Genomic DNA, 22,426 nt, shown 5'->3' on the forward strand with positions numbered 1-22,426 from the left:
AAAATAGCATGTCTGGCAGTTGTGAGAAAGTGGCGTCCATGCCGAGTTTTCCATCCCTGGGAGCCTTGTGTGGGGGCTCTTGCAGCGTTGTTGAGTAGTTCCTTTCTCCCGCCCGCCAGACATGCGTTCAGGTTTGTGTGGGGATTTTAATTCTCTCGTTGCTGACGACCATGTCTTGAACTTTCTGATGAGAACGGTTTAACCGGAAAGGCTATTGAAGAGCTCGCCAAAGCCAGGCATATCTGCCCGAAGCTGTTCCAACCAAGCGTCGGGTCTCCAGATTTCAACGCAAACAACAGCTCCCACAATCATCACATCGCCTCCCTTTTCGACTCCGAGAAATTCTCGAAAGCCTTCCGGGATTAAAACGCGAGACCGATTCGCAAGTTTGACTTCGGCAGAACGAGTCGACAAAAGCCGACCGAGCCGCTGGACCTCGGTCCATCTCTGTTCCATACGGCCGGTACGGATCTTCTCGCGGAGTAAAGACAATCCGTCATCCACTCGCATTTGCCAGTCAGCTGCTTTCCACAAACTTAGACAACCATCGCGTTCCTTCGCGAGGATTGTCTGACCGGCACTGTCCGTCACTGAAGAAGCAAACTCAGCAGGTAAAGTCAGTCGAAATCGATCATCCATCGCCCTCCGGAATTCTCCAGTAATAAAGGCTTCAGGAGGAGTTGGCATGATCAGATGACTCAGTGTTGGTAAACGTGAAACCAAATCCTAATGGGTTAATTCCCCACATGCAATCAAATTTTAAAAGATCTTTTGGGCGTGTTTCCCACAAAGAGGATACTAGTTGACAAATCTGGCCGGTCAATACGATTGTGCCGGTTTTATGGAAAATTTCGTTGAACCACCGAGCCCGCGCAACTTGCTGAAGAGCATTTAAGGGGACCAGAGAACCTTCCATTCTTCATCAGGAACAGACAATGTGGCGTTACTTCCGCGATAAACTCTCGACCGCTCAGCTCCGAGCGAAGTACGAAAAGATTGTGCACGAGCGACTCGTCGAACTGACTGAGACGACTCATGCTCAACCGGTTGCGAACGATTCGGGGGAATGGGCCCTCGTAGGGGGATCGAAATTTTTGGGCAGCGAGCCAGAGCGAGCATCGACTCGCGATAAAGTGAGAAAGCTCGTGCTGGAGAACCCACACGCCTGCAACATCCTTCGACTGATGGAAGCCTACGTCACTGGCCCAGGACTTCACTTGAGTCACAAGCCCCATGATGGGACAGAGGACGCATCACATCATGAAGACTTGATTCAAACTGCGAACCTGCTTTGGAAACAGTTCCGCATGAAGAATGCGTCGCATTATTCGTACAACGAACATGCCCGCAGAACCTGGCGCGACGGAGAGGCCTTCATTCGTAAATTTTCCGGAGGCCATTGGCCACCTCATGTTCGCTTTGTCGACCCGGAAACAATCACGGCAACTTCTGATGCGCCCGACTCGCAGGGAATCATCACAGCCCCGCACGATGTTGAAACTCCGATCGAGTATCTCCATTTGATTACGCCGGGATCGCATCACGTTGAACGGATTCCGACAGAAGAGATGCTTCAAACTCGAATCGGTGTCGACTCCAATGAGAAGCGAGGCGTCTCAACCTTTGCTCCAATTATGGAACCGCTGAACTGCTATGAACGTTGGCTGGAAACGGAACTCATGGCTCGTAAGCTTCAGTCTTCAATCGTACTCTGGCGAAAGGTTCAAGGTTCTCCGCAGATGGCAGAGACAGCTGCCAATCGAGCGGGAGACGGGACTGGGATCGGGGGAGTTCGACGTGAGAAGTTTGCGCCGGGGACGATCCTCACGACCAACCACGGTACCGACATTCAATTCTTACAGCCAAACACAAACTTCGGCGATGCAGTTTCTTTAGGAAGAATGCTTCTGCTATCGATTGCAGCCGGAGCAGGTCTCCCCGAATTCATGCTCACTTCCGACGCATCGAATTCCAATTTTGCTTCGACGATGGTCGCGGAAGGCCCAGCTGTCAAATTCTTTCAGTCTGAACAGGAACGATTCGCAGACGAATTCACGCGGCTCTGGAAGTGGGTCATGCAAGATGCGATCGACCATGAACTTCTCCCGCAAGATTTCTTTGAACAAATCGATATCAAGTGGTCGTTCCCACCGCTCGTTAATCGCGACCGTTCCAAAGAACGACTCGCAGATGCGCGACTTGTTGAGTCAGGGATTCTCTCCCGAGCAGAAGTTGCTCGCAGGGATGGCGTTGACCCGGAAATGATGAAACGAGAACTTCAGGAAGAAGCTTCGGTGACAGCCCCTCAGCAATCCGAACGTTGATTACGTCGCGATCACGCCGCGAGCACAACACCAGTATCCAGACATAAAAAGAGGCCGCCGAGTGTGACTCGGCGGCCTCTTTTACTGTTGATGGCAATCACATCATCCAGCAGGCGTTGTTATCGCGAACGTCCTGTCGGACGACGGCGCGTCGAGGTTGTCGGAACGACCTTCGAGCTACCAATTGTTTGTCCACCAGGGGCAGCGTTTAACTTGGCATCGCCAACCGGCTTTTGCACAAATTTTGGGAGGGCGAGGTTATCATAAAATTGATAAGCAGGCTGCTTCGAGGCTTTGCTGAGGATGTCTCCCAAATTTTGATTCGACTGAATACGCACAAAGTGCGGAATGTTGGTTCCAGTCTTCTTCCAGATCGATTTCCCCTGGTAGATCAGTTCCACTGTTGTTGTATAGATTTGAACGGTATAAGAACCGGAGCGAGTATAGGTCATTTCTTTTTGCTTTGGTCCGGAGACAGCTGCCTTCAATGTGACCGGTGCCGAGTCATCTACAGTAATATCCAACTCACTGAGCTTGTTTCTCAGACTCGCTTCGACTTTGGCTTGATGCGAACCGGGGATCTGCGATGTGTCGAGTTGAACATTCACTCCCTCGCGGAAAACAAACAGGTCAGGTTCATTCAGCGCCGCGTTCAACGCCTCACGAGCACCTTCATGCGGGAGCAACGTTGGCATGATGGCCCCTGGAGAGTTTTGAGGACTCACCGAAAAGTAAGTCGTCCCGTCAATGGCCTGGACATTTTCTGCACCATGATAATCCCACAACTTAATCATGCTCTCGAGTTCGACGAGATACCGTTTCCCCAGCAGCACGAAATTGTCGTGTGAGTATTCCACTCCTGAGTTCAGAACGATTCCTTCTAGAACAAAGTCGCGATAGATCTCCCCGGTTTCGAGTTCCCAAACTAACAGGGCATCAAAAGCTGTGCAGGCGAGCCTTTCTCCGGAAGGACTAAAAGCAAAATTCGTGAAGTTGAGGCGGCGAGGTGTCTTCTGAATCGCGATGACTTCATGCGATTTGGTCCCGAAGAGGCCAATGCGTTCATCTTTATAAAATGCGAGCATGCTGCCGTCTGCGGACAAAGCGGGGCGACAGTTACTATCGATGGAAAAATGACAGACAGGCTGCAAAGTGGAGAGATCCCAAATGCTCACTAAGCCGCTTGAATCTTTCAGCACGAACGAGTTCTCATCGAGAAACCGTGCATACTGAACTTCAGGCCTACCAAATGATCCCTCTCGAATCGGAGCAAAGGTACGCTCCCGGGAGATATGATTGTTCGGCATTCTCCAGAGCTCTAAATTCGGCGACCCACGCTTCAGGTTCTTCATCAAAAGCAATTCACCATCCGGATGCAATGCCAGTGGAGCCATCTCGGCATACACAACACCTTCACCTCGCTCACGACCGGTATTCAAATCGGACAACACGAGGCGTGTTTGCGGAGCTTTGTTTTTCACCCCGAAATTCCACATGTATCCTGCAACGACTCGCCGAGCTTTCGGATGAATCACAACCCCCTGCAGCTTCTCGAAAAAGTCGACCCGTTTCGGCAGTGACACCGCTTTGGGGACGTAATCGAGTTCTTCAGGCACAACGGGACTCACGTCCCACCCATTGCCATATGAACTGATATCAACCTCGCTGGAACCTCCCCAATCCACATTCTGAGTGGCTCCCGGATTTGCAGACCCATTGCCAGATCTGGTCTCCTTCTTTGCGGACATCCCCTCCTTCTTCGCGGGCATTGCCCCTTTGCCATCATCATCCGTAGTTTTGAATGGATTGAGTTCGAGCTCTTTCAGATATTTTTGATCTGCCTCACTCAACTTCGTGATATCGATTTCAACAGACTTGCCATCGGTTCGCTCCAGCTTGACTTTGCCATCTTTCTGAGAAACGAGCTTCGCCTCAATTTTGAATCGTCCTGTTGCGTCCGACCAGGTTCGAGCATCGTCGGCATCTGCGACTGCCCCAAGTGCCATCAACAAAGTGAATGTAATGATCGGGAAAATATTCGAGTGGCGTATCAAGCTCATAAGGGCTCCTTTCGATGTCAACCGGCATTCGTCATAAGTCCTCAATCATATCTACTGGGACCAATAACTTTCAATCGTAAGACTATCCAAATTGGCTGTCAACCAGTTCCTCTACAGAATGTATGCCCAACTACGCCTGTCGTCGTTGTCGACTTTCAGCACTTCCTCTGCACTTCGATACGTCAGTTTCTCAAGCTTCTCTCGCAATGGCTGAAGCAGAATGTTATTCTTTGGTTTCACGTTTAAGTCCGATTCACCAGTATGATTTGACTAGTGAATCTAACTGTAGAGAGATCCCGAAAACTCAGCAGCCTCGCAAAGCGGGTCTGCTCAAAGTGAAGCGGAAATCTGGATTGATCCTATACGGAGAGACAGAGACAATCCTTCATGGAAAAGTTTTCCGGGTCTGATGAAATTCATAACAACACACAACAGAGCAGGTTCACTATTCAGCAAACAGGCCAAAGACTTCATGCCCAGAAAACTCGAAATTGGCATCGAAAGCATCGAAGTTGACTTGGCACTTCCCAGCTAGAGCATCTTTCGAATTGGTTTGCAGGTCCTGCCTCGTGGCGAACTGTATTTTTACTAGAGAAATGCGTTCTTCACGGGCACACGGTAGAGCAAACTGCTCTAGAGCAGTTTCAGTAATCACAAAATTAACATTGGTCTTCACGTTCAGCCTTGTGGCGAGCAGTCTATGAGAACACGAAAGTGATTTTCAGAGGCATGACAAGCTTTCTGTTTTTGGAATGGCAATGAACTGTTACGACACTATCGATCACATTTTGTCGAACGATCACAAAGAAAGTTCGACCTCAAAGCTTGATGAGCACCTGCAGGCATGCCCGCGCTGTCGGTCACTCGTCGAAGTGATTTCGCCAATGCTCAATGCGTCACTCGTCACAGAAACGAACGAAGAGCGAGATTCTGCCCCCACATGGTCTCCCCAGGAACAGACCGGTGCTGAGTCTGAAATCGCAGTCGAATTCGCCCAGAAATCAGCAAAGAGACTGGCACTCGCTACAAAGACGCAAGGCGAGTCAAAGCTTTCCCAACTCATCTCGCGTGAATCGCGTTACATGAACAAGCTGAAATTCGCCGCAGCTTTCCTTGCTGGCGTTGCCGCCTCGTTCGGGGGCATTGCTGTGCTGCGTTCAGAGTCCGTTCCTAACGAAGCGCACATGAACTCGACTTGCTTACTCGGTTCCGACCTCGACGACTCAATCTCTTCAGAAAAGCTGGTGCGGTCGTGTATGGCATGTCATATCGCGCCGAACTGAAAAGAATCAGTTGAGCAGAAAGCGAAGCCTCACCTTCTGATTTGGCTTCGGACTCAAGTTGCCTGACAGTGAATTACTCGTTTGATGACGATCGCAAAGCAATTTCAATAAACTTATCAAGTCGATCTCCATCTTCTTTGCTACCGATCACTTCCTGAGCAAATGGACCTAACCCTCCGCCCATTCGCTTGACCTCTTTCTCAAGGTGCTGCTTCACCTGAGCCAGTTTCGCCCGCTCGCGAGTCAACATTGCACGCTCTAACGAAACAGAAAGTTGGGCCTGCCGCAACTGATCTTCCAACTGATCATGAAGTTCTACAAGCTTAGCGACCAGATCGGATGGAGCATTCGAAAGTTCACTCCAATCGACTGGTGGATAAGCGGCCGCCTCGGCGTTCCTCAATCTTGAAATCAAGTACACGATATAAGAGTCACGGTCTGTGACCGCTTCCAGCAACACCACGGGATCGTCAAACTCCACTACCGGAGCTGGCATTTCCGCTAGTTCAGGCTCTTCGTGCAGGGGCTGTTCGCTGAACTGCGAATTCTGCTGGACTGTCGCAGCTTCAGCAGGAGTCACCAAATCTGGTGATTCATCTCCCTTTGATTCGGCTTCATCATTTTCAGCGACTTCTTCACCTAAAAGACGAGCTTTGGTTGCTGCCCAGAAATCGTCGTCGCCCGAAGGGTTCACGCTATTTGTGGACGCAGGAGGGGCAACATTGCTGGATGTTGCTTTGGATTCAGCTTCTGAACTCGCTGGAGAGGCGAAGTTACCCGAGGAAAGCATTTCGAGGATCTGTTCAATCCCCAACTCGATCCTCGTGAAATGGTCTTCAGGGTCGAGCTCATTGTAAGTTTCGAGAGCTTTCTCAACATGTTGAGCCAAGCTCGACAGTGGTCGCGCTGGCGCGTCTCCAGGTTTCACCCCGGACCGCTGCAGGCGATCTAACTGGTCTGCTGTTCCTTCCAAACGTTCCGTCAGCGCAGCAATAATTTCATTCTTGCTGGTGATTTCTCGCTGAAGTGTCTTCAGAATCAAATTGTCGTCCGTGGTATCACTCATCGGATCTTCATGTTCCGTGCCCAAGAATACATGTCAAAAGCTATGTCATGTAAACTTAGTTCACAATTTGCAACGTGACGGTAAAACGTAAAAGATTTCACAAGTTTCGCTGAATCCTCTACAGCAGAAAGACTTACGTCGACTCAGCCCAAACCCATACCACCATCAGTGAGGATTTCGTTCAACAATCAGCAGCCTGACCAGGGCAAAGCGAGTTGTGAGTGAGAGCGTTTCGCATCACTTGCAAGGCGGCATCAAACTGCCGGGTCTGTCGCAGGCTGAGTCCCGCTTCTGGCTGTGAACGAAGTTCAAACTTGGTGACACTCGTCGAATCTGCACTTCGAGTTGCGATTCCAGAAAAGGCGATACCATCCCACTGAGAAGGAGCATCGGGCCCCAGATGTCCTGTCACAGAGACTGCAAGGTCCGCTTCGGGCGTTTTGTAAAGTGCTCCTTGCGCCATTTGGCGAGCCACGGTCTCCGAGACCGGACCAACTTCGGGAGCAGCGAGGTCTTCGTCCGACACCCCTAACCAAGAACTTTTCGAATCGTTTCGATACGTAACGAATGAGCCACACAAAGAACTTGAGACTCCAGGAATTTTCGAAAGCGTGGCAGCCAGCAAACCTGCGGTGCAACTTTCCGCAAAAACAATTCTGACAGAACGGTTCCTCAGAGCTGAAACAAACATCTCAGCTGTCTTCTGCAACTCATCTTCCAGACTCGGCTGCTCACTCATCCCTGTCTCGCAAGTTTCAATGAAATTCCTTCATGGGTACAACAAGCATAGAAAACGCTCATAGCTGACAGATTCGAAGCAGGGCTCCTCCGGCTTCTTGTTTACCTCGCCCCACTCCACGCAACTTCTCTGCTAATTTCGCGGACGCCTGATCTGCTTAAGCGAATCCCTTAACACTTTTGCAAAGCCGTTTGCTTAGCGACCTTTGCCAAGAAAAGTTTTAATGGAATCGTAGATCCCTTCTTTGCTGTCGATTTCGCTGAGGACCAGATTCTCAAAGTCAGCTTCGAGTTTTCGCAGGTCCTTAATGAACTCACCGCTTCCGTAAGGACTTCGAACCTGACCGTAACAGAAGAGGTTACAAACCTGTAACAAGTTCTCAACCAAGTATTGGGTCGACTCTTGACTATCCTCTCCCCAGTTGTCCCCGTCGGAAAACTGAAAGATATAGATGTTCCATTCTTCTGCCGGAAACTCACGTGAAATAATTGAGACAGCTTTTTCATACGCCGACGAAATCCGAGTCCCACCCGACTCACGCACTCGGTAAAAGGTGTCTTCATCAACTTCATGAGCAACTGCATCGTGAACAACGTATCGCCGTTGTACTCCCTCGTACTGGCTGCGTAGCCATGTATCGATCCAAAAAGATTCGATGCGGACTAGCTCTTTCTGTTCATCCGTCATCGAGCCGGAAACATCCATGATGTAGATAATCGCGGCGTTCGCTTGAGGCATTGGAACGGATGTCCAACTGCGATAGCGTTCATCTTCGCGATCCGGAATGATTATCGGTCGATCCGGATTGTAGGTCCCACTTGAGATTTGTCTCTTGAGTGCCTGCTTGTAAGTTCTTTTGAAATGTCGGAGCGAGTCTGGCCCAGTTCGCGAGATGGTGTTGTACTTGTCTTTCTTGGATTGAATCGAATCCTGGCCTTTCGGAAGAATATTCGGCAGTTCGAGTTCGTCCCCGAGTATCTCTGCAAGTTCATCCAGAGAAACTTCGACTTCACGGATGTGTCGTCCGGGCTCAGTCCCAGCGATCCCGGTGCCATCTCCTTCATCTTGCCCACTTCCAATAGGTTGACCGACCTCACCTTCCCCCTGCCCTGTTCCTCCCGATCCTTTGGAACCATGCTGGAAATGAGGGATGTCGATGTTCGGAACCGGAATACTCACGGTTTCGCGTCCTTTACGCCCAAGCATTTCACCGTGATTGACGTAGCGTTTCAAATCCTTGCGAATCCGTCCTCGCACAATTTCATTGAAGCGTCGCAGGTTTCGTTCGATCACACGAGCCATGTCAACTCCTTTGGGGATGATCCCTTTCTGGAATTCTATGACGAATACAACGAATAAGTCACCAGCGATTTTTTAGAACTGATCCTGAAACTTGAAATTGCTCACTCACAAAGTGGAGAAGAGCGGCGACTCCGAAGATTTTCGGACTGGCTCTCATTACGGCCTCAGCGAAGCTCTTTGACGTACGAATCATCCCTGCCAATATTGAAATTTCTCAGACTCTTTCGAAGAAGTTCAGAAAGTGGAGTAGTTTGATTGATCCGGGACACCTCTGAATTCGTTACTTGAAGAGACTCAATGATATTCGCTATGGAAATTGATCCGCGGAACGATTCTTTGAGTTGAATTTGCAATTTCGCTGTACAAGATTACAATCTCAACAAGTGTTTACACGTTTAGAGATAATGACTTAGGAACAAAGACGGCAATTATTTCCCAGTGAAAGCTCATCGGGAAAATACGATTCAACTTTGATTCCTCTCAAATTACGACCTTCGTTTTAGCATCAATCCCCTCGGGAGATCCCCAGTGAGACAACTCGAATTAGATGGTGTCTTCCTTCTTGCTCAAGAAGATGTTCCAGATCCTTGGGCTGTTGCGATAATGGTTGGAATCTTCCTGGTTGTGGTTCTGGGGCTGATTTCAATCTTTCTGCTCGGCAAATATTTCAACCTTTGGATTCGTGCTTTTGTCACACGTGCAAAAATTGATCCGTTCACACTCGTGTTCATGTCACTGAGAAAGGTGAATCCAAATACGATTGTGGACGCAAAAATCAGTGCTGTCCAAGCAGGCCTTACAAACATCCCAACACGCTCTTACGAAGCTCATTACCTTGCCGGGGGGAACATTCAGCGTGTTGTTCGGGCTCTGATTGCTGCACACCGAGCACGCATCGATCTCGATTGGGATACAGCTTCCGCAATTGATCTTGCTGGCCGCGATGTTCTTGAAGCTGTCCGGACGAGTGTCGATCCGAAAGTGATTGACTGCCCGGATCCGCGCCACGGTCGCACAACTTTAGATGGTGTCTCAAAAGACGGAATCCAACTCAAAGCCCGTGCCCGCGTCACCGTACGAATGAATCTGAGCCAACTCGTCGGGGGTGCCACAGAAGAAACGGTCATTGCCCGTGTTGGGGAAGGGATCGTCTCTGCAATTGGATCATGCGACTCTCATACTCAAGTCCTTGCAAATCCAACTCTGATTGCCCAAACTGTACTTCGAAAAAGCTTGGATTCACAAACTGCATACGAGATTGTGTCCATTGACATTGCAGACATCGATGTTGGAGACAACATCGGAGCACGTCTTCAAGGAGATCAAGCTGAGGCGGATGTCCGTGTTGCACGGGCGAGAGCTGAAAAACGTCGTGCCGAAGCTGTCGCATGGGAACAGGAAATGCAGTCAAAAACTCAAGAGAACCGCGCACTGGTTGTTCTTGCTGAAGCAGAGATTCCGAAAGCAATGGCTGAGGCGTATCTGAATGGATCACTTAGAGCAAAAAATACATGACGGCAGGATTTGCCGGTTAGTTCGATTGCAAGTCGAAAACAAAACATTGGAAAGGAAGCCCCTCAGTTATTACGATGTAGAAAGTGGCAACGTTGTCCAAACGTAGACGGACATTGCCTCACAATCAGCTGCTCACAACTTTTCGTGAAATCAGGGACGACGAATCGATATTTGTGTTGTGTAGCGGGATAACAATGAGCCCTGAAACTATGTCTGAACTCAATATTCAACTGACTCGAAAACAACAAGAAATGCTGCTCCGTGGACTGCGATATGTCCGCAGCTCCATCGCTTTGGACGCTCAAAACTGGAGCGAACAACTTGAAGAAGAGCGACATCAAAAGTATAGCGAAATCGCTGAGCTTGAATCGCTCTTGAACGGCGCCAAGATTGTCGAAGCTGCTGCAATTTAAGAACGCTGGCAATTTAAGAACGCTGCACAGGAACGCTGACAAGTCGTTCGAAATTGCCGTGATTCACCGAAACAATCGTTCTTCAGAATTTTGACAGACCGAACCGATCGTTTTGGAAAGTCAGAACATTGCATATCACCCCGTGACAGGAATTCGATTCGTGTCACGGGGTGTTTACATTGCACGAGCAATCATCCAGAGTCTTGATATTTTCACAACAAACACAATCAATCTCGATAGAGCATTTTCAATGCTGATCGTGGTCCCGATTCCTGAAATTCGATCCGCTTGAGATTCAAGCGAAAGCCTTATGCGTTATCAACATGTTTGCCTCGAAGCGATCGTCACCAATCCTCCCGAAGAAGTGGTGACCTCTGTAGAAATCGAATCGCGACTCGCTCCTGTCTACGAAAAACTTCGATTGCCGGAAGGCCGACTCGAACTCATGACAGGCATCCGGGAACGGCGGTTCTATCAGCCTGGGACCCTTCCAGGAACAATCAGCGCAGCCACTGTTCAGAAGGGACTCAAAGCTGCCAGGATCGCCCCCGAATTGTGCCAAGCACTCATTCACGGATCGGTTTGTCGTGATCAAATGGAACCAGCCACTGCGGCGGCTGTCCATGCTGCAGCAGGTTTACCAAAAAACTCATTAGTCATTGATGTCAGCAATGCCTGCCTGGGGATCTTGAACGGCGCTGTGATCATTGCTGACATGATCGAACTGGGCCGTATCAAAGCTGGAATTGTCGTCGGAACAGAAATCGGTCGACCACTTGTTGAAGCAACGATCGACAAACTCAACAACGATCCGAGCGTGACTCGAAAATCATTCAAACTCGATTTCGCGTCACTCACAATCGGTTCAGGCTCCGCTGCGATTGTCTTGTGCCATGACTCCATCAGCAAAACGGGTCATCGGCTGCTAGGAGGAGCCTGCCGAGCTGACACATCTCACGCCAATCTGTGCGAAGGAGGAGTCGATGCAGGTGAAACAAACGATCACCGGCCACTGATGAGCACCGATTCCGAAGCACTTCTTTATGCGGGTGTCGATCTCGCCCAAGAGACGTGGGAGGAGACGAAAGCCGTTCTCGGATGGGCGAATGCGGACGTCACAAAAACATTTACTCACCAGGTTGGAAAAGCTCATCGTTCGCTGCTGCTGGAGAAACTGAACCTCTCTACTGAACTCGACTATCCTACCGTCGAGGTGATGGGAAACACGGGCGCTGCTGCCCTTCCTACGGCTGCAGCACTCGGGATTGAAGCAGGCTTTGTCTCTGCCGGAGACCGTATCGCATTGCTCGGAATCGGTAGTGGCTTGAATTCAATCATGCTTGGCGTTGAATGGAATTCATGAGGAAAGCAGAGTTTCCTTGAAGTTTCTTTTCGGAAGGATTTTCTTTTGATCCGGCCTGAGTAGTTGAACGTTCGTTCCCAGAGAGGGTAGGATCAACACCTGTCATTTGCTCCTCTCATACTCAGAATTGAATCAAAATTAGAACCAGCCCGAAAACTTCTGGAGTCGTCGCTTTTCTCAACGTTTGAGAGAGCATATTCAGGTTTCAGGATCAGTTCGAAAGTTCGTTAATTCATAAAGGATCGTTGCATGGGACTCTTTGACAAACTCCGCGCCGAGTTAATTGACATTATCGAGTGGGTCGACGACTCGCGTCATACGATTGCCTGGCGTTTTCCTCGCTATCAGAATGAAATTAAAAACGGCGCACAGCTGATTGTCCGTCCCGGTCAGATGGCAGTCTTTGTTCATCGCGGGGAATTGGCGGATACCTTTGGCCCGGGGCACTATGAATTAAAAACTGACAACCTGCCAATCTTAAGTACGCTGGCCGGATGGAAGCATGGCTTCAACAGCCCCTACAAGGCGGAAGTATACTTCGTCAACACGCGTCAGATCACAGATCTGAAATGGGGAACTCCCAACCCAATTATGCTCCGCGATGCAGACTTCGGTCCAATTCGCCTGCGAGCTTTCGGCACGTACACAATGCAGGCTGTCGATCCGAAAGCACTGCTCAAAGAGCTGATCGGTACAGATTCGAGTTTTGAAATTGATGAAATCAACGAACTGATGCGGTCGATGATCGCCTCAACATTTGCTGACATCATTGGCGAATCGAAAATCAGCGCCCTCGACCTGGCCGCCAACTATCGTGAACTCTCTGAGGACTTAAGACAAAGTGTCGTCGAAAAAGTTGATGATGAATATGGGCTGAACCTCCCGCAATTGTTTATCGTCAATGTCTCGCTTCCAGAAGAAGTCGAGAAAGCGATGGACACCCGCACAAGTATGGGTGTGATCGGAGACATGGGACGTTTCCAGCAATTCCAGATGGGCAAAGCCATGACAGCCGCTGCTGAGAACCCGGCAGGTGGCGGAGCTTCTGAAGGAATGGGGCTCGGCATGGGCTTCGCAATGGCAAACCAGATGGTCCAAGGCATGGGACAAGCTGCTGGAGCAGGCGGGGCGGCACCACCACCGCCTCCGATGGCAGCGACGTGGTACGTGGCTGTCAACGGGAAATCTGAAGGGCCGTTTGATCTCAACCAGATGTCTCAAGGAGCACAAGCAGGTCAGGTCAAGAAAGAGACTCTCGTCTGGTCTCAGGCGATCGGCGACTGGCAACCGGCCGGACAGGTTGGCGCGTTAGGCATGATCTTCGGTCCACCATCTCCTCCACCACCCCCACCAGCTGGATCGTAAATCCCACCTTGAGAATGAAGAGCATAGCCTCGTTCCCGCAAGTCAGCTTGCTGTGACGAGGCTGTTCGCATTCCTGAACTGTGCCAACTTGCATTCCTGCATTGTGCCAACTTGCGAGCCCTGACTGATGACGACTTCCATTGAAATTGGTGCCATCGTGTTGTGCGGAGGAAAGAGTTCGCGCATGGGACAGCCGAAGCATCTATTACCATTCGGGAATGAATTCGTCCTACAACGAGTGGTTCGAGAACTCAGCGGCATCACCACAAAAATTGTGATCGTCGCAGCTCCCGATCAAGAGATTCCTCCATTGCCAGTCGAGTGTCAACTCGTCAGAGACGAGGTCACCTACCAAGGACCGTTGTCTGGACTAATGTATGGCATGCAAGCCTTGGAGAATGACGTCGAGGCAGCATATCTCTCTGGATGTGATGTCCCGCTGCTCAAGTCAGAGTTTGTCAAAGAGATGGTTCGACACTTGGACACAGCCGAGATCGCGGTTCCGTTCGAAGAGAAATTTCTGCATCCGCTAGCAAGCGTCTATCGAACCTCACTAAGAACGCGGGCCGAAGAACTGATAGCAGCTGGAGAACGTCGCCCCAGGCAACTGATCGAATCGTCAACAACACACTACGTTCCATGTGAGGACTTAAGAGGAGTCGATCAGAACTTGGATTCGCTTCGCAATATGAATACTCCAGAAGCTTATGCCGAGCTTCTGGAGATTGCCGGAGTCTCAGAGATTACGGAAAGACGATTTCCCCACCCACAGTGAACGCCGAGACATATCGACTGTTAACATTTTGATCGACTCCGAAGTCGAGCTGACTCGGAGACATTGTCGGATCAGCTGCTGAAATCGAGTTGTAGCGAATACTTGTATCCGCTGAGCCGAGTCGCCCCATCCAAGTCAGATTGTAACCGACTTTGAATTTGAGCCATTCCGTCACATCGTATTTGGCGTACAGATTCAATTCAGCAGACGGAGCAAAGTCGAGTTCACGATCAAAAGAGGTCGTGGAAGCTGGATCATCAATCACCAGATTTGGATCACCCAGAAGGACTGAGAGATCGCCAGGTTCACGAGCGTTCTGTGTATTCACTCGTGAGCGAATCAAACCGACACCCAAAGCGACTTTTGGTTCCACGCCGACTGTGAATCGGTTTTGCTTCACTTCTGATCGAAAACCGAACTGAAGTGCATGCCGGAAGTTGTGAACCTTCGATTCGATGCGATTCGACTGTGGAGTCGTCAGCGGTCCAGTGATGGTGACATCATCGGTTGCATAGCCAGAGTTGTTGTTAAACGATCCACCAAAGGATAGGTTTTCCGAGTACTCTTCATGTCGCCATCCGACAATCGATTGCAGAGTCCAACCGTCGTGCGGAATTCTTAAGTCATAGACATAGTTCACATCCGCAGACCATAAATTCACTGAGTATTCGCTGAAGAAACTTTCGTCATATACAATCAATGGAACTGGAATCCCGTCGGGAGGCGTGTTGACTGCAACATCCCCAAGATTCCCCGGCTGATTGTCAATTGTGTAAGGGATTACGATAAACTGAATTGGTGGTCCGTAAAACCCATCGTTCAAGCTGGTTGGGGGGATCGACGGAACTCGCAACGACTCTGCTTGCTCTTGAAGTGACCAGACGGAACCTTCCAACCACGATCGTGTGTCGATTGGAATCCCGAAGCTTCCTTTGATGCCGTTGTTGTCATCCCAGTCAACGTTGTCGGTTGTCGGAGCAACTGCAGCTCCAGCAATACCGGTCGTTGAATTTGGGTCAACCGAAGGGAGATCAAATCGCTCACTGGTATTATCAATCAAATTTCCATTGATATCACCAATCGATGTTCCAAGAGACCGACCACCTCGGTGACCGATTTTCGCATGCCAGTATTCGAGTCGAATCCAGCTGTCCGGCAAGTGCGGAGCCACAGCTGTATGGAGCGGCATCCCCCCCGCAAATGGGTTGAAATTCTCTTCAGGGACGAGTTCTGCATAAACTCCCGAACCAGTCTGAGATCCATAAAATCCTTCTTGTGGAGGAGAAGAATGCGGAGCTGGTAACGGTGGCCAGGGTTGAGCATTCACCTGCGTCGCCATTAAGGAAAACGCAAGAACGAAAAGCGACCATGCTGTCCGCTTTCCGGAAAGCATGGCAAGTCGATCACGTTTCGTCACAACAGCTTCGAACTTCTTAAGTCCTCGCATGCAATAACGAACAAGCAGTGCCTGCGTGTCCATGGATTCCCTTCCACCTTCATCTGTCGGCAATTTTCGCACTTACCTCAACAATTAAGACTCCATTCAGGAAGCCTCGGCATTGAGTCAATGCAATGGTCATCACGCGCAACATGTGCGGTATGAGATGTATCGGTCAGAAGGGGGTGTGAATCTGGGGAAAAAGTAACAATTCGTCCGTTTTTGCGGTTTCTAGCTATTCTGACGAACATTCCAAGAGGCTGAGCAGCATTCGAAGCCATCGAAATTAGCTCATTTCCACAAAAATCCCCTCACACAAAGCATGACAGCCAAGCTCAGCCTTGAGATTGCATCTCGTTGAGGCTTATGGATTTTCACGAAGATTCACTGGAATCTCCGGAAGCAGAAGCGAATTCGGCTTTCTGGCGGATTGAGCCGGAGTTCGGGCTGGCAGGTTGGTGACATCTGATTTCCAGAAGTGCGGGCGGAAATCACGCATTGGACCGAGCCCCAACGGAGTACGATGATTCTGTTCCGAATAAAGCCCACGAGTCTCTTCGTTCGCAGGACAGCCAACGCTCTCAAGAATCGACTTCGCTGCGTTTTCAACAGTCTGATAAGTGAAGAAATCATTCAGCCGACTTTTCGGCGTTACACTGATCAATTCCAAACCAGCCAATGAAATTGATTGTCGAGAGAGTCTCAAATACTGTGCGACACGAAAATAGTGAAAATCTGTTTGAACTGCTGAGTCGAAGGATTTTGATTCATCAAAGTGATACTGCGGTCCCAACGCGAGTTGCTGGATCTCCTGCTTGCTGATCCCATCTTTTTCGCAGCGTTTCAAAAATTCGCCAAGCAGTTCATTTTCCCTGTATTCAATTCCACACTCCCTGGCTCGCTGCTGAAATGACTCCGAAGGGGTGATCACCATTTCACATCCAGCGAGATACAATTTTCGGAATCCGAGTCGATAAGCGATGTGAATTGCCTGAATCATCGAATCTTGCCAGTCGGTGATGCGTGGCAAGCTTGCATCAGGAAACCCGGAGAATCCAGTGTCCCGATTTCTGTCAAAAAAAACTGTAGAGGGAGACTCACAAACTTTGAACGTTGACTCAGGGACAAGATTCATGGATCGGCAACGATGTACGAACTTGATCACCGAAGGGTCCATATAAATGGATCGGTGAAAACGGGCCGTTGGATCGTAGCTTGTCCAGAATGTGGGCCGTAGCAGTTGGCTGCCCGCCAGGTTGATAGCAAATTTGGGTGACGGAGAATTCTGAATCGCATCAATCGGCAGCGAATTTAAAGAAGGACCACCGCCGATAATCCAGCAGGAGCTTGATGTTGGCCCTGCATACATATTTTGAATGTTGATCGGAACCTGAGTTCCATCTGTCCGCAAGCGAAAGAACATGCCTCATTCTCCAAATCATATCACCAGTGATGTATAACGAGCTCAGGAGAAAAAACTGAGTTCGTCATTTCATTCCGTGCATCAACGAACCTGATGGAATGCTTGCCCTCCCGATCAAGTGCATGCTTTCCGGATAGCTTCACAGCGATTTTCATCACTAAGAACTCAGGTCAAGAGTGCTCTCCCAGTGGTCCGCCTCACTTGTGAGTCGTGATTGTCCAGAGTCGCTCCACGATCCGAACGAATCAGTCGTTGCCCCGTTCGAATTCGATTTATCCGCCCCCTCCCCTGTTCCTTCACTCCCAGCGTTCGAAGTGCCGGTCTCCCCACTCATCGAGAATGTCCCTCCCAATGAGGATTCACCTCCTTGAGACGAGATTGACTGCTCACTTTTTGAAACTGAACTCGACATCGATGAAGCGCTCGCCCCGGATCCCCCTGGCTCTGCCGAACTTTCCTCACCCTGCCCACTTGAGACAGATGAATACTGAGTACTTTCATCGAGACTTTGGACACTTCCCGGTTCCGAAACGGACGAAGAGCTTCCCTCAGATTCCTCACCAATGCTTTGCTGAGAATTCCAACCACTTGAAGTGGCTTGAGAGGACTCCATCTCCGATGAAGCTGAAGGCGATTGCCCCGAAGACTCAGACACCGAGGACCCATCCACCAATGAAGCGGAATTCGTAGAGACGGAACTCGAACCACTTCCGAGAACGTCTCCGCTTTCTGATTCCGAGCCTGAAGATGCACGACTCCAACCGGACGACGTGAAGTCTGAACTCGCCACTTCGGAAGAGTCCAAAGCACTCGGATCGAGACTCTCTGAAACTAACGAAGATAGAAAAGAATCAGTCGGAGACGGGGTAACCGACGGTTGAGGCGGAGGAGGATCACCCACTGGAATTGATGGTGGCAATGTGACATCACCACCAGCTGAAGGCATTTGATCTGGCAGTTCCCATCGCTCATCATGTGGAGGTTCCGCCCAGAGTTCACGCGGATGTATCGGCCCCAGTTCCATTCGCATCCGTGGAGTACCGTCAAAATATATCCGCACAGTTTCTGCGTATGAATATGCCAAAAGCCCTCCAGCCTGGTCGAAGACTGCGTACCGACCTTCCCATGGTTTGGAGAGTTGAGCTACGTTTGTTGTTTCGATCAGGTAACGGCTTTGTGGTTGTGAATAGGTCCGAAAGAATTCTTTGGCGAAAGAGAACGAATCGTGTTGAGTTCGCATCCAGGGGAGCCAGATGCGGAGACGCCGCTCACCATGGACTGCCCGACTATTCGGTTCCACAAAGTTGCCACGCCAACGAAATGACCTTCGAGCAATTTCATCCGAGTGATCACGCTGATCATAGATGTAGTCGCCAGTCAGCAAGAGCCGATTGTAGAGGTGCTCGCGATCCCGAATCTCAGTCAGCGAGGTCAGATCAACCCCTTCACGGAAATGTGCGAGAGGTGTGTCGCGGCGGCGGAGAAAGAAAAACTTTCCCTGTTCATCGACACCCCATGATGCCGATTGTGCGCGAACAGCAAGTTCTTTCAACACGCTACGAACAGATTCTTCACCACGGAACTTCAGGCTCGTCACTGTCGCATCCTGCTCGGGATGTTCAACTTGCACGGGGTGATACGAGATGTGCGTTTGCGGGGCGACGTATTGCTGCATAAGCAATTTGACGAGTTCAACGGCATCAGCAATTGAGTCGTAAGTTTCCTGATCACGATCAGGGTCATGCTGAAAGAGATCAGTGTTGGCATAACGATGTGGCTTCTGTCCGTCCGCCTCCTCACCGAATCCTCCCGGAAAAACTTCATTAAGTTCGATAGACATGCCTTCGAGGCGAAATCGTGTCTGAGCAGGACTCTCCGCGACACGTTCTTCAACACGACCAAGATACCAGCGTTCGGAAGCCTTGTATTCAAAGCTGATCCAATCTCCGATATCGACCTGGTCGCGGTCATAGAATTCATTCGCAAGTATCAGTTCCGCTGCCCCGCATCCTCCTTGCCGATTCAGCTCGAACCAGCATTTCTTCAAGGCGTGCATTGAAAGGACCACTGGCGTTCCAGTAGGAGTCGGACCGTGATGGAGGATTCGGCGTTCGAATGTCATAATGAGTCTTCACGTTTCGCTAGAACATCTTTCGAATGGGTTTGCAGGATCTGCCTCGTGGTGAACAGCATTTTTTCTAGAGAAACGCGTTCTTCACGGGCACAAGGTAGAGCAAATTGCTCTAGCAAACGGTTTCGGGCAGGACCGGGGCGATATTTATTCCGGCAACAGGCCGGAATACAAATGCGGATCAGCGGCATGGATCATGGCTGAAAACGAATACAGGTGCTGATTCGAAAGATCGAATTCGAATTTCGTCGTCGTGCACGCCTTGAAGTATCGATGATCGGTTGAAGATTCATCCGCAAAGACAACAAGCGAGAAGGTTCCCGCTGTTGCATTGACCGAAAGCGTGTCTCGCAGCGTTTCCAGAACGGCAAGCATCTCGGGTTCCGTCACTTTAAGAGAACCTGAATGTTGTCCAATTTGCCCCTCGATTGCGATGTCTGCCCCTTGTCGGGAGTGTCCAGTCAACTGGTCACCATCTCGCAACGGGACTTTCATTTTTTCAAAATCCCAGGCATCACGAACTCGAAAGACCAGGATGGGACGCGGAAGATCAACCTTGGTTCCCCCTCTGACAATCGCTGGATGAAACATTAACATGATTAACTTGCCTTCGTGAATTGATTCGATTGAATTCGAGAAGAAACAATCCTGCGAGTGCAGATTGAAGCCTCGTGGTCTCGTATTAACCGATACTCAGCAATCGTTGTCTTCAACTTTGAATGCTCACCCCTGGCGAATACGCCGCCCAATCCCCTGAAGCTCCAGATTGCGTAACAATGATTCCGAATCAGCTGCTTCAGACACCTCGATGGTGATTCCGCCAAAGTGGTTATTCGTCAGAGTATTTTGACTAAGGTCACGTGTCTCAACTCGACTTTTTACCGGTCTTTGGAATTGACCATCACTGCGTGTCGGCTTTGTTAGCGAACCTTGCAAACTTGGGAGAGAAGAAAAAGCTGGTGGAGAACCAAGACCAGCGACTCGCGAAGGCCGGCTACCAATGGATTCACGCTCATCGATTCGCACTCGATTCGGGACGGAGTTTAAGGCCTCCAGGAACCCAAGTCCGAGAGCTTCAACAGCGGAACGATTGATAACATATTCACCCGAAGTCAAGTTCGCTGGTACGCGATCAATTCCAGAACGCCCAGAGACGAGCCCCCCGCTGGCCATTCTTCGAGGCGGCTGATTGGGCACTCTTCCACCTCCCGGAAAGGGAAGGGGAAGCGAGGCAGGCCCGACGGAAGGAACTGAAGGAATTGCCTGAATGGCACCTGCGGTTCTCTGTGCAGCTTGAGTCAATTGTTGCAGAGCCTGCATAGCAGAGCTCACGTTCAACGTGATGGGACGCTGAGATATCGATTGTAATTGTTGGCCGATTCTTGCGATGAGGTTGCTCACCTGCTGCAACGGTCCAATGCTCTGTGAGAGTCGGCTGAACGATGAGCTAAACTGTCGTGCGGAGTTGGTCGACTCTGTAATCCGGCTCTTCAGATCATCAAATCGATTCAAAACGGAGTCGAGTTCACGCTGAAGGTCCGAGCTGTCACCCAGAATACGTACCGTGAGAGACTCAGAAAAAGACATTGAACGACCTCACCAAAAAAGGGAAAAGAATAACTTCAATGACGCCTACAGCCGCGAAATTGTCGGCTCAGTTTGAAAGGCTTTTCCGGTAAAAGAGATGAGGTTTGTGTCATCGCCTTCCGACATGCTAAGTGATTCCCGATAAACTTTTTCGAAGACAACTTTCTCGCTGGCGACTCCGGCTGGATCTAGAATCGTGAACTCAAAGGTGAGTGTTTGTTGCTCCCCAACGGCTGAAGTGCTGCCGAGCCCAGCGTTCGGGTGGAAGGTCAGCGTCTCATACAGTTGCAACGGATCAGCGGCATTGATTGCAGCCCCCAAAAGTTGAGTCCACTTTGCTGTGAACGAAATGGAAACCGACTCGTCGTCTCCACTGCGAGTATGACCGTTTGCAATTGACCCACGGTCTTTCACTTCAATGGTGTTCTGTCGTTGCGTCCACGTGAGATCGCCTTCATCGAGAAGAACGGTCAGAGCTCCCGCGAGTCCATTATCTTTAATCACAAGTTCGCCGTCACGAAGATTTCGAGTAAGGTTTGAAACTGCCATGGTAAGTTCCTGTCTGTAAGTACCTGAGAAGTGATGTTAAGAGAAGCTGCTGAAAATCGTCGACTATTCACTGAGCCCGATGGCATGTGCGTGATAGGAGATCAGCAGATGCTGCATTGTGTTTACGCCCCCGACGGTCTCAGGACGCGAGAAATCACGCACAATCGGTTCCGAGAGCCGTATCTTGCCAACGTCAGTTTCCGATGACGTTGACGCGAGAATCGGTATCGATGCTGACTGAAAAGTGTTCCGTACCGAATCGGCAAGTTCGTTGATGGATCGCTTATTTCGCTCGCGAGAAAAGAGATGAACATCAACCAGAAGCTCGAATTGAACAGGAGCATCCGGCCGCCGGGGCTTCTCTTTGAATTGACCGATCCAAAATTCCATCCAACGCACTTTTTGGGAGACGTCGAGAGTCGCTCCGGAAAAGAGTGTCGGCACTCCTTCTGGCCCATTCACTGACCAATATTTTTGAAGCGACGCTGTAAGATCGGAAATGTTCATTCGGAAAATTCTCTCGACGTTAATAGGTAACGGTGCGTCTCTTATCGGGAGAGGCGAAACATGCTGCCGATCCGCCCCAAGACTCCTGCCAGCGATTCACGCAGCATCGAAAATGGAGCCATACGGGATGTCCCATATTCCAGATAAGTGATGTACGGGACGTTGTTCGTGGCATTTACAAGGCTTGTCGTTCTGTCGCTGGTGAAAGTCGCAGTCCCTTCACCAGATGAGCTCCCCACACCAGAGCTATCAGCCACTTCCGTAGACCTCCCTGAAACTTGTTCCGCTGCAGTTGCCCACCCGGAGCGACTGCGGCCGGTTTCGACCGGATTGCGTTGAGCTGTATTCGCCAACACATCTGTAGCAATCTGCTGGACCATCTCTTGCCTGGCCTGAAGGATCGTTGACTCATTCAAGTCGCGAAGCTTCTGGCTGACGGTGTCTGAAATTTCAATTCGCATTGGCATGAGTCGAGATCAATTTGAGTGGTGATAGGTCGTGAGAAATGAACCGAGATTTGCTCTCTCAAACCTTGAGAAATGCAACGATTCAAAAAGTTCGGGACTGGTTCAAGTTCAGAGTGACG

General features: G+C 50.1%; 21 protein-coding genes. 7 read left to right on the forward strand and 14 right to left on the reverse strand.

The features are described from left to right. Positions 1-198 precede the first annotated feature (198 nt). A complete protein-coding gene (locus Mal48_RS13280; RefSeq protein WP_145200162.1) occupies positions 199-687 on the reverse strand; it encodes a division/cell wall cluster transcriptional repressor MraZ in 489 nt (162 codons plus the stop codon). Positions 688-935: 248 nt separating this feature from the next. Between Mal48_RS13280 and Mal48_RS13285 the strand changes: the two genes are divergently transcribed. Next, entirely contained in the window at positions 936-2,324 is a 1,389-nt protein-coding gene (locus Mal48_RS13285; RefSeq protein WP_145200164.1) for a phage portal protein, read from the forward strand. Positions 2,325-2,443: 119 nt separating this feature from the next. On the opposite strand, the gene Mal48_RS13290 is transcribed toward Mal48_RS13285, so the two are convergent. Next, positions 2,444-4,384: an SHD1 domain-containing protein gene (locus tag Mal48_RS13290; RefSeq protein WP_145200167.1), complete on the reverse strand. Its 1,941-nt coding sequence runs from the start codon at positions 4,382-4,384 to the stop codon at positions 2,444-2,446. A gap of 111 nt (positions 4,385-4,495) precedes the next feature. Next, complete coding sequence (locus Mal48_RS23750) at positions 4,496-4,624, reverse strand: hypothetical protein (protein ID WP_261341953.1); 129 nt, start codon at positions 4,622-4,624, stop codon at positions 4,496-4,498. Between the two features lie 518 nt (positions 4,625-5,142). On the opposite strand from Mal48_RS23750, the gene Mal48_RS13295 reads away from it, so the two are divergent. Next, positions 5,143-5,667: a hypothetical protein gene (locus tag Mal48_RS13295; RefSeq protein WP_145200170.1), complete on the forward strand. Its 525-nt coding sequence runs from the start codon at positions 5,143-5,145 to the stop codon at positions 5,665-5,667. Positions 5,668-5,740: 73 nt separating this feature from the next. On the opposite strand, the gene Mal48_RS13300 is transcribed toward Mal48_RS13295, so the two are convergent. The 3 genes from Mal48_RS13300 to Mal48_RS13310 form a co-directional block, all read right to left on the reverse strand. Beyond that, positions 5,741-6,733, reverse strand: a complete 993-nt coding sequence (locus Mal48_RS13300) for a hypothetical protein (RefSeq protein ID WP_145200173.1) — start codon at positions 6,731-6,733, stop codon at positions 5,741-5,743. A 181-nt stretch (positions 6,734-6,914) separates the two neighbouring features. After that, positions 6,915-7,472 (reverse strand): CinA family protein, encoded by a 558-nt coding sequence (locus Mal48_RS13305; RefSeq protein ID WP_145200176.1) that lies wholly within the window; start codon positions 7,470-7,472, stop codon positions 6,915-6,917. Positions 7,473-7,667: 195 nt separating this feature from the next. Next, entirely contained in the window at positions 7,668-8,774 is a 1,107-nt protein-coding gene (locus tag Mal48_RS13310; RefSeq protein ID WP_145200179.1) for a DUF444 family protein, read from the reverse strand. A 603-nt stretch (positions 8,775-9,377) separates the two neighbouring features. Here Mal48_RS13310 and floA point away from each other — a divergent pair. The 5 genes from floA to mobA all read left to right on the forward strand — a co-directional run bounded on the left by floA (position 9,378) and on the right by mobA (position 14,205). Continuing rightward, a complete protein-coding gene (gene floA / locus Mal48_RS13315; RefSeq protein ID WP_145206182.1) occupies positions 9,378-10,289 on the forward strand; it encodes a flotillin-like protein FloA in 912 nt (303 codons plus the stop codon). Between the two features lie 209 nt (positions 10,290-10,498). After that, complete coding sequence (locus Mal48_RS13320) at positions 10,499-10,702, forward strand: hypothetical protein (protein ID WP_145200183.1); 204 nt, start codon at positions 10,499-10,501, stop codon at positions 10,700-10,702. Positions 10,703-11,012: 310 nt separating this feature from the next. Next, positions 11,013-12,065 carry a 3-oxoacyl-ACP synthase III gene (locus Mal48_RS13325; protein ID WP_145200186.1) on the forward strand — a complete coding sequence of 351 codons (1,053 nt, stop codon included), beginning with the start codon at positions 11,013-11,015 and terminating at the stop codon, positions 12,063-12,065. Between the two features lie 249 nt (positions 12,066-12,314). Next, positions 12,315-13,430, forward strand: coding sequence for an SPFH domain-containing protein (locus Mal48_RS13330; protein WP_145200189.1), 1,116 nt, complete (start codon positions 12,315-12,317; stop codon positions 13,428-13,430). A 127-nt stretch (positions 13,431-13,557) separates the two neighbouring features. Beyond that, complete coding sequence (gene mobA / locus Mal48_RS13335; protein WP_145200192.1) at positions 13,558-14,205, forward strand: molybdenum cofactor guanylyltransferase; 648 nt, start codon at positions 13,558-13,560, stop codon at positions 14,203-14,205. Here the strand turns inward: mobA and Mal48_RS13340 are convergent. From Mal48_RS13340 to Mal48_RS13375, 8 genes are all read right to left on the reverse strand, one after another. Continuing rightward, positions 14,174-15,685, reverse strand: a complete 1,512-nt coding sequence (locus tag Mal48_RS13340; protein WP_145200195.1) for a BBP7 family outer membrane beta-barrel protein — start codon at positions 15,683-15,685, stop codon at positions 14,174-14,176. The two genes, mobA and Mal48_RS13340, sit on opposite strands and share 32 nt — an antisense overlap. Before the next feature lie 322 nt (positions 15,686-16,007). Next, entirely contained in the window at positions 16,008-17,066 is a 1,059-nt protein-coding gene (locus tag Mal48_RS13345) for a motility associated factor glycosyltransferase family protein (RefSeq protein WP_145200198.1), read from the reverse strand. 157 nt (positions 17,067-17,223) lie between these two features. Continuing rightward, positions 17,224-19,188: a hypothetical protein gene (locus Mal48_RS13350; protein WP_145200201.1), complete on the reverse strand. Its 1,965-nt coding sequence runs from the start codon at positions 19,186-19,188 to the stop codon at positions 17,224-17,226. 156 nt (positions 19,189-19,344) lie between these two features. Further along, positions 19,345-19,794: a hypothetical protein gene (locus tag Mal48_RS13355; RefSeq protein ID WP_145200204.1), complete on the reverse strand. Its 450-nt coding sequence runs from the start codon at positions 19,792-19,794 to the stop codon at positions 19,345-19,347. 126 nt (positions 19,795-19,920) lie between these two features. Next, positions 19,921-20,784, reverse strand: coding sequence for a hypothetical protein (locus Mal48_RS13360; protein ID WP_145200207.1), 864 nt, complete (start codon positions 20,782-20,784; stop codon positions 19,921-19,923). Positions 20,785-20,829: 45 nt separating this feature from the next. Further along, positions 20,830-21,333 (reverse strand): hypothetical protein, encoded by a 504-nt coding sequence (locus Mal48_RS13365; RefSeq protein ID WP_145200210.1) that lies wholly within the window; start codon positions 21,331-21,333, stop codon positions 20,830-20,832. Positions 21,334-21,396: 63 nt separating this feature from the next. After that, positions 21,397-21,840: a hypothetical protein gene (locus Mal48_RS13370; RefSeq protein WP_145200214.1), complete on the reverse strand. Its 444-nt coding sequence runs from the start codon at positions 21,838-21,840 to the stop codon at positions 21,397-21,399. A 41-nt stretch (positions 21,841-21,881) separates the two neighbouring features. Beyond that, complete coding sequence (locus Mal48_RS13375; protein ID WP_145200217.1) at positions 21,882-22,307, reverse strand: HK97 gp10 family phage protein; 426 nt, start codon at positions 22,305-22,307, stop codon at positions 21,882-21,884. Positions 22,308-22,426: the final 119 nt, after the last annotated feature.

It is taken from the genome of Thalassoglobus polymorphus (genome assembly GCF_007744255.1).
GTDB lineage: Bacteria > Planctomycetota > Planctomycetia > Planctomycetales > Planctomycetaceae > Thalassoglobus > Thalassoglobus polymorphus.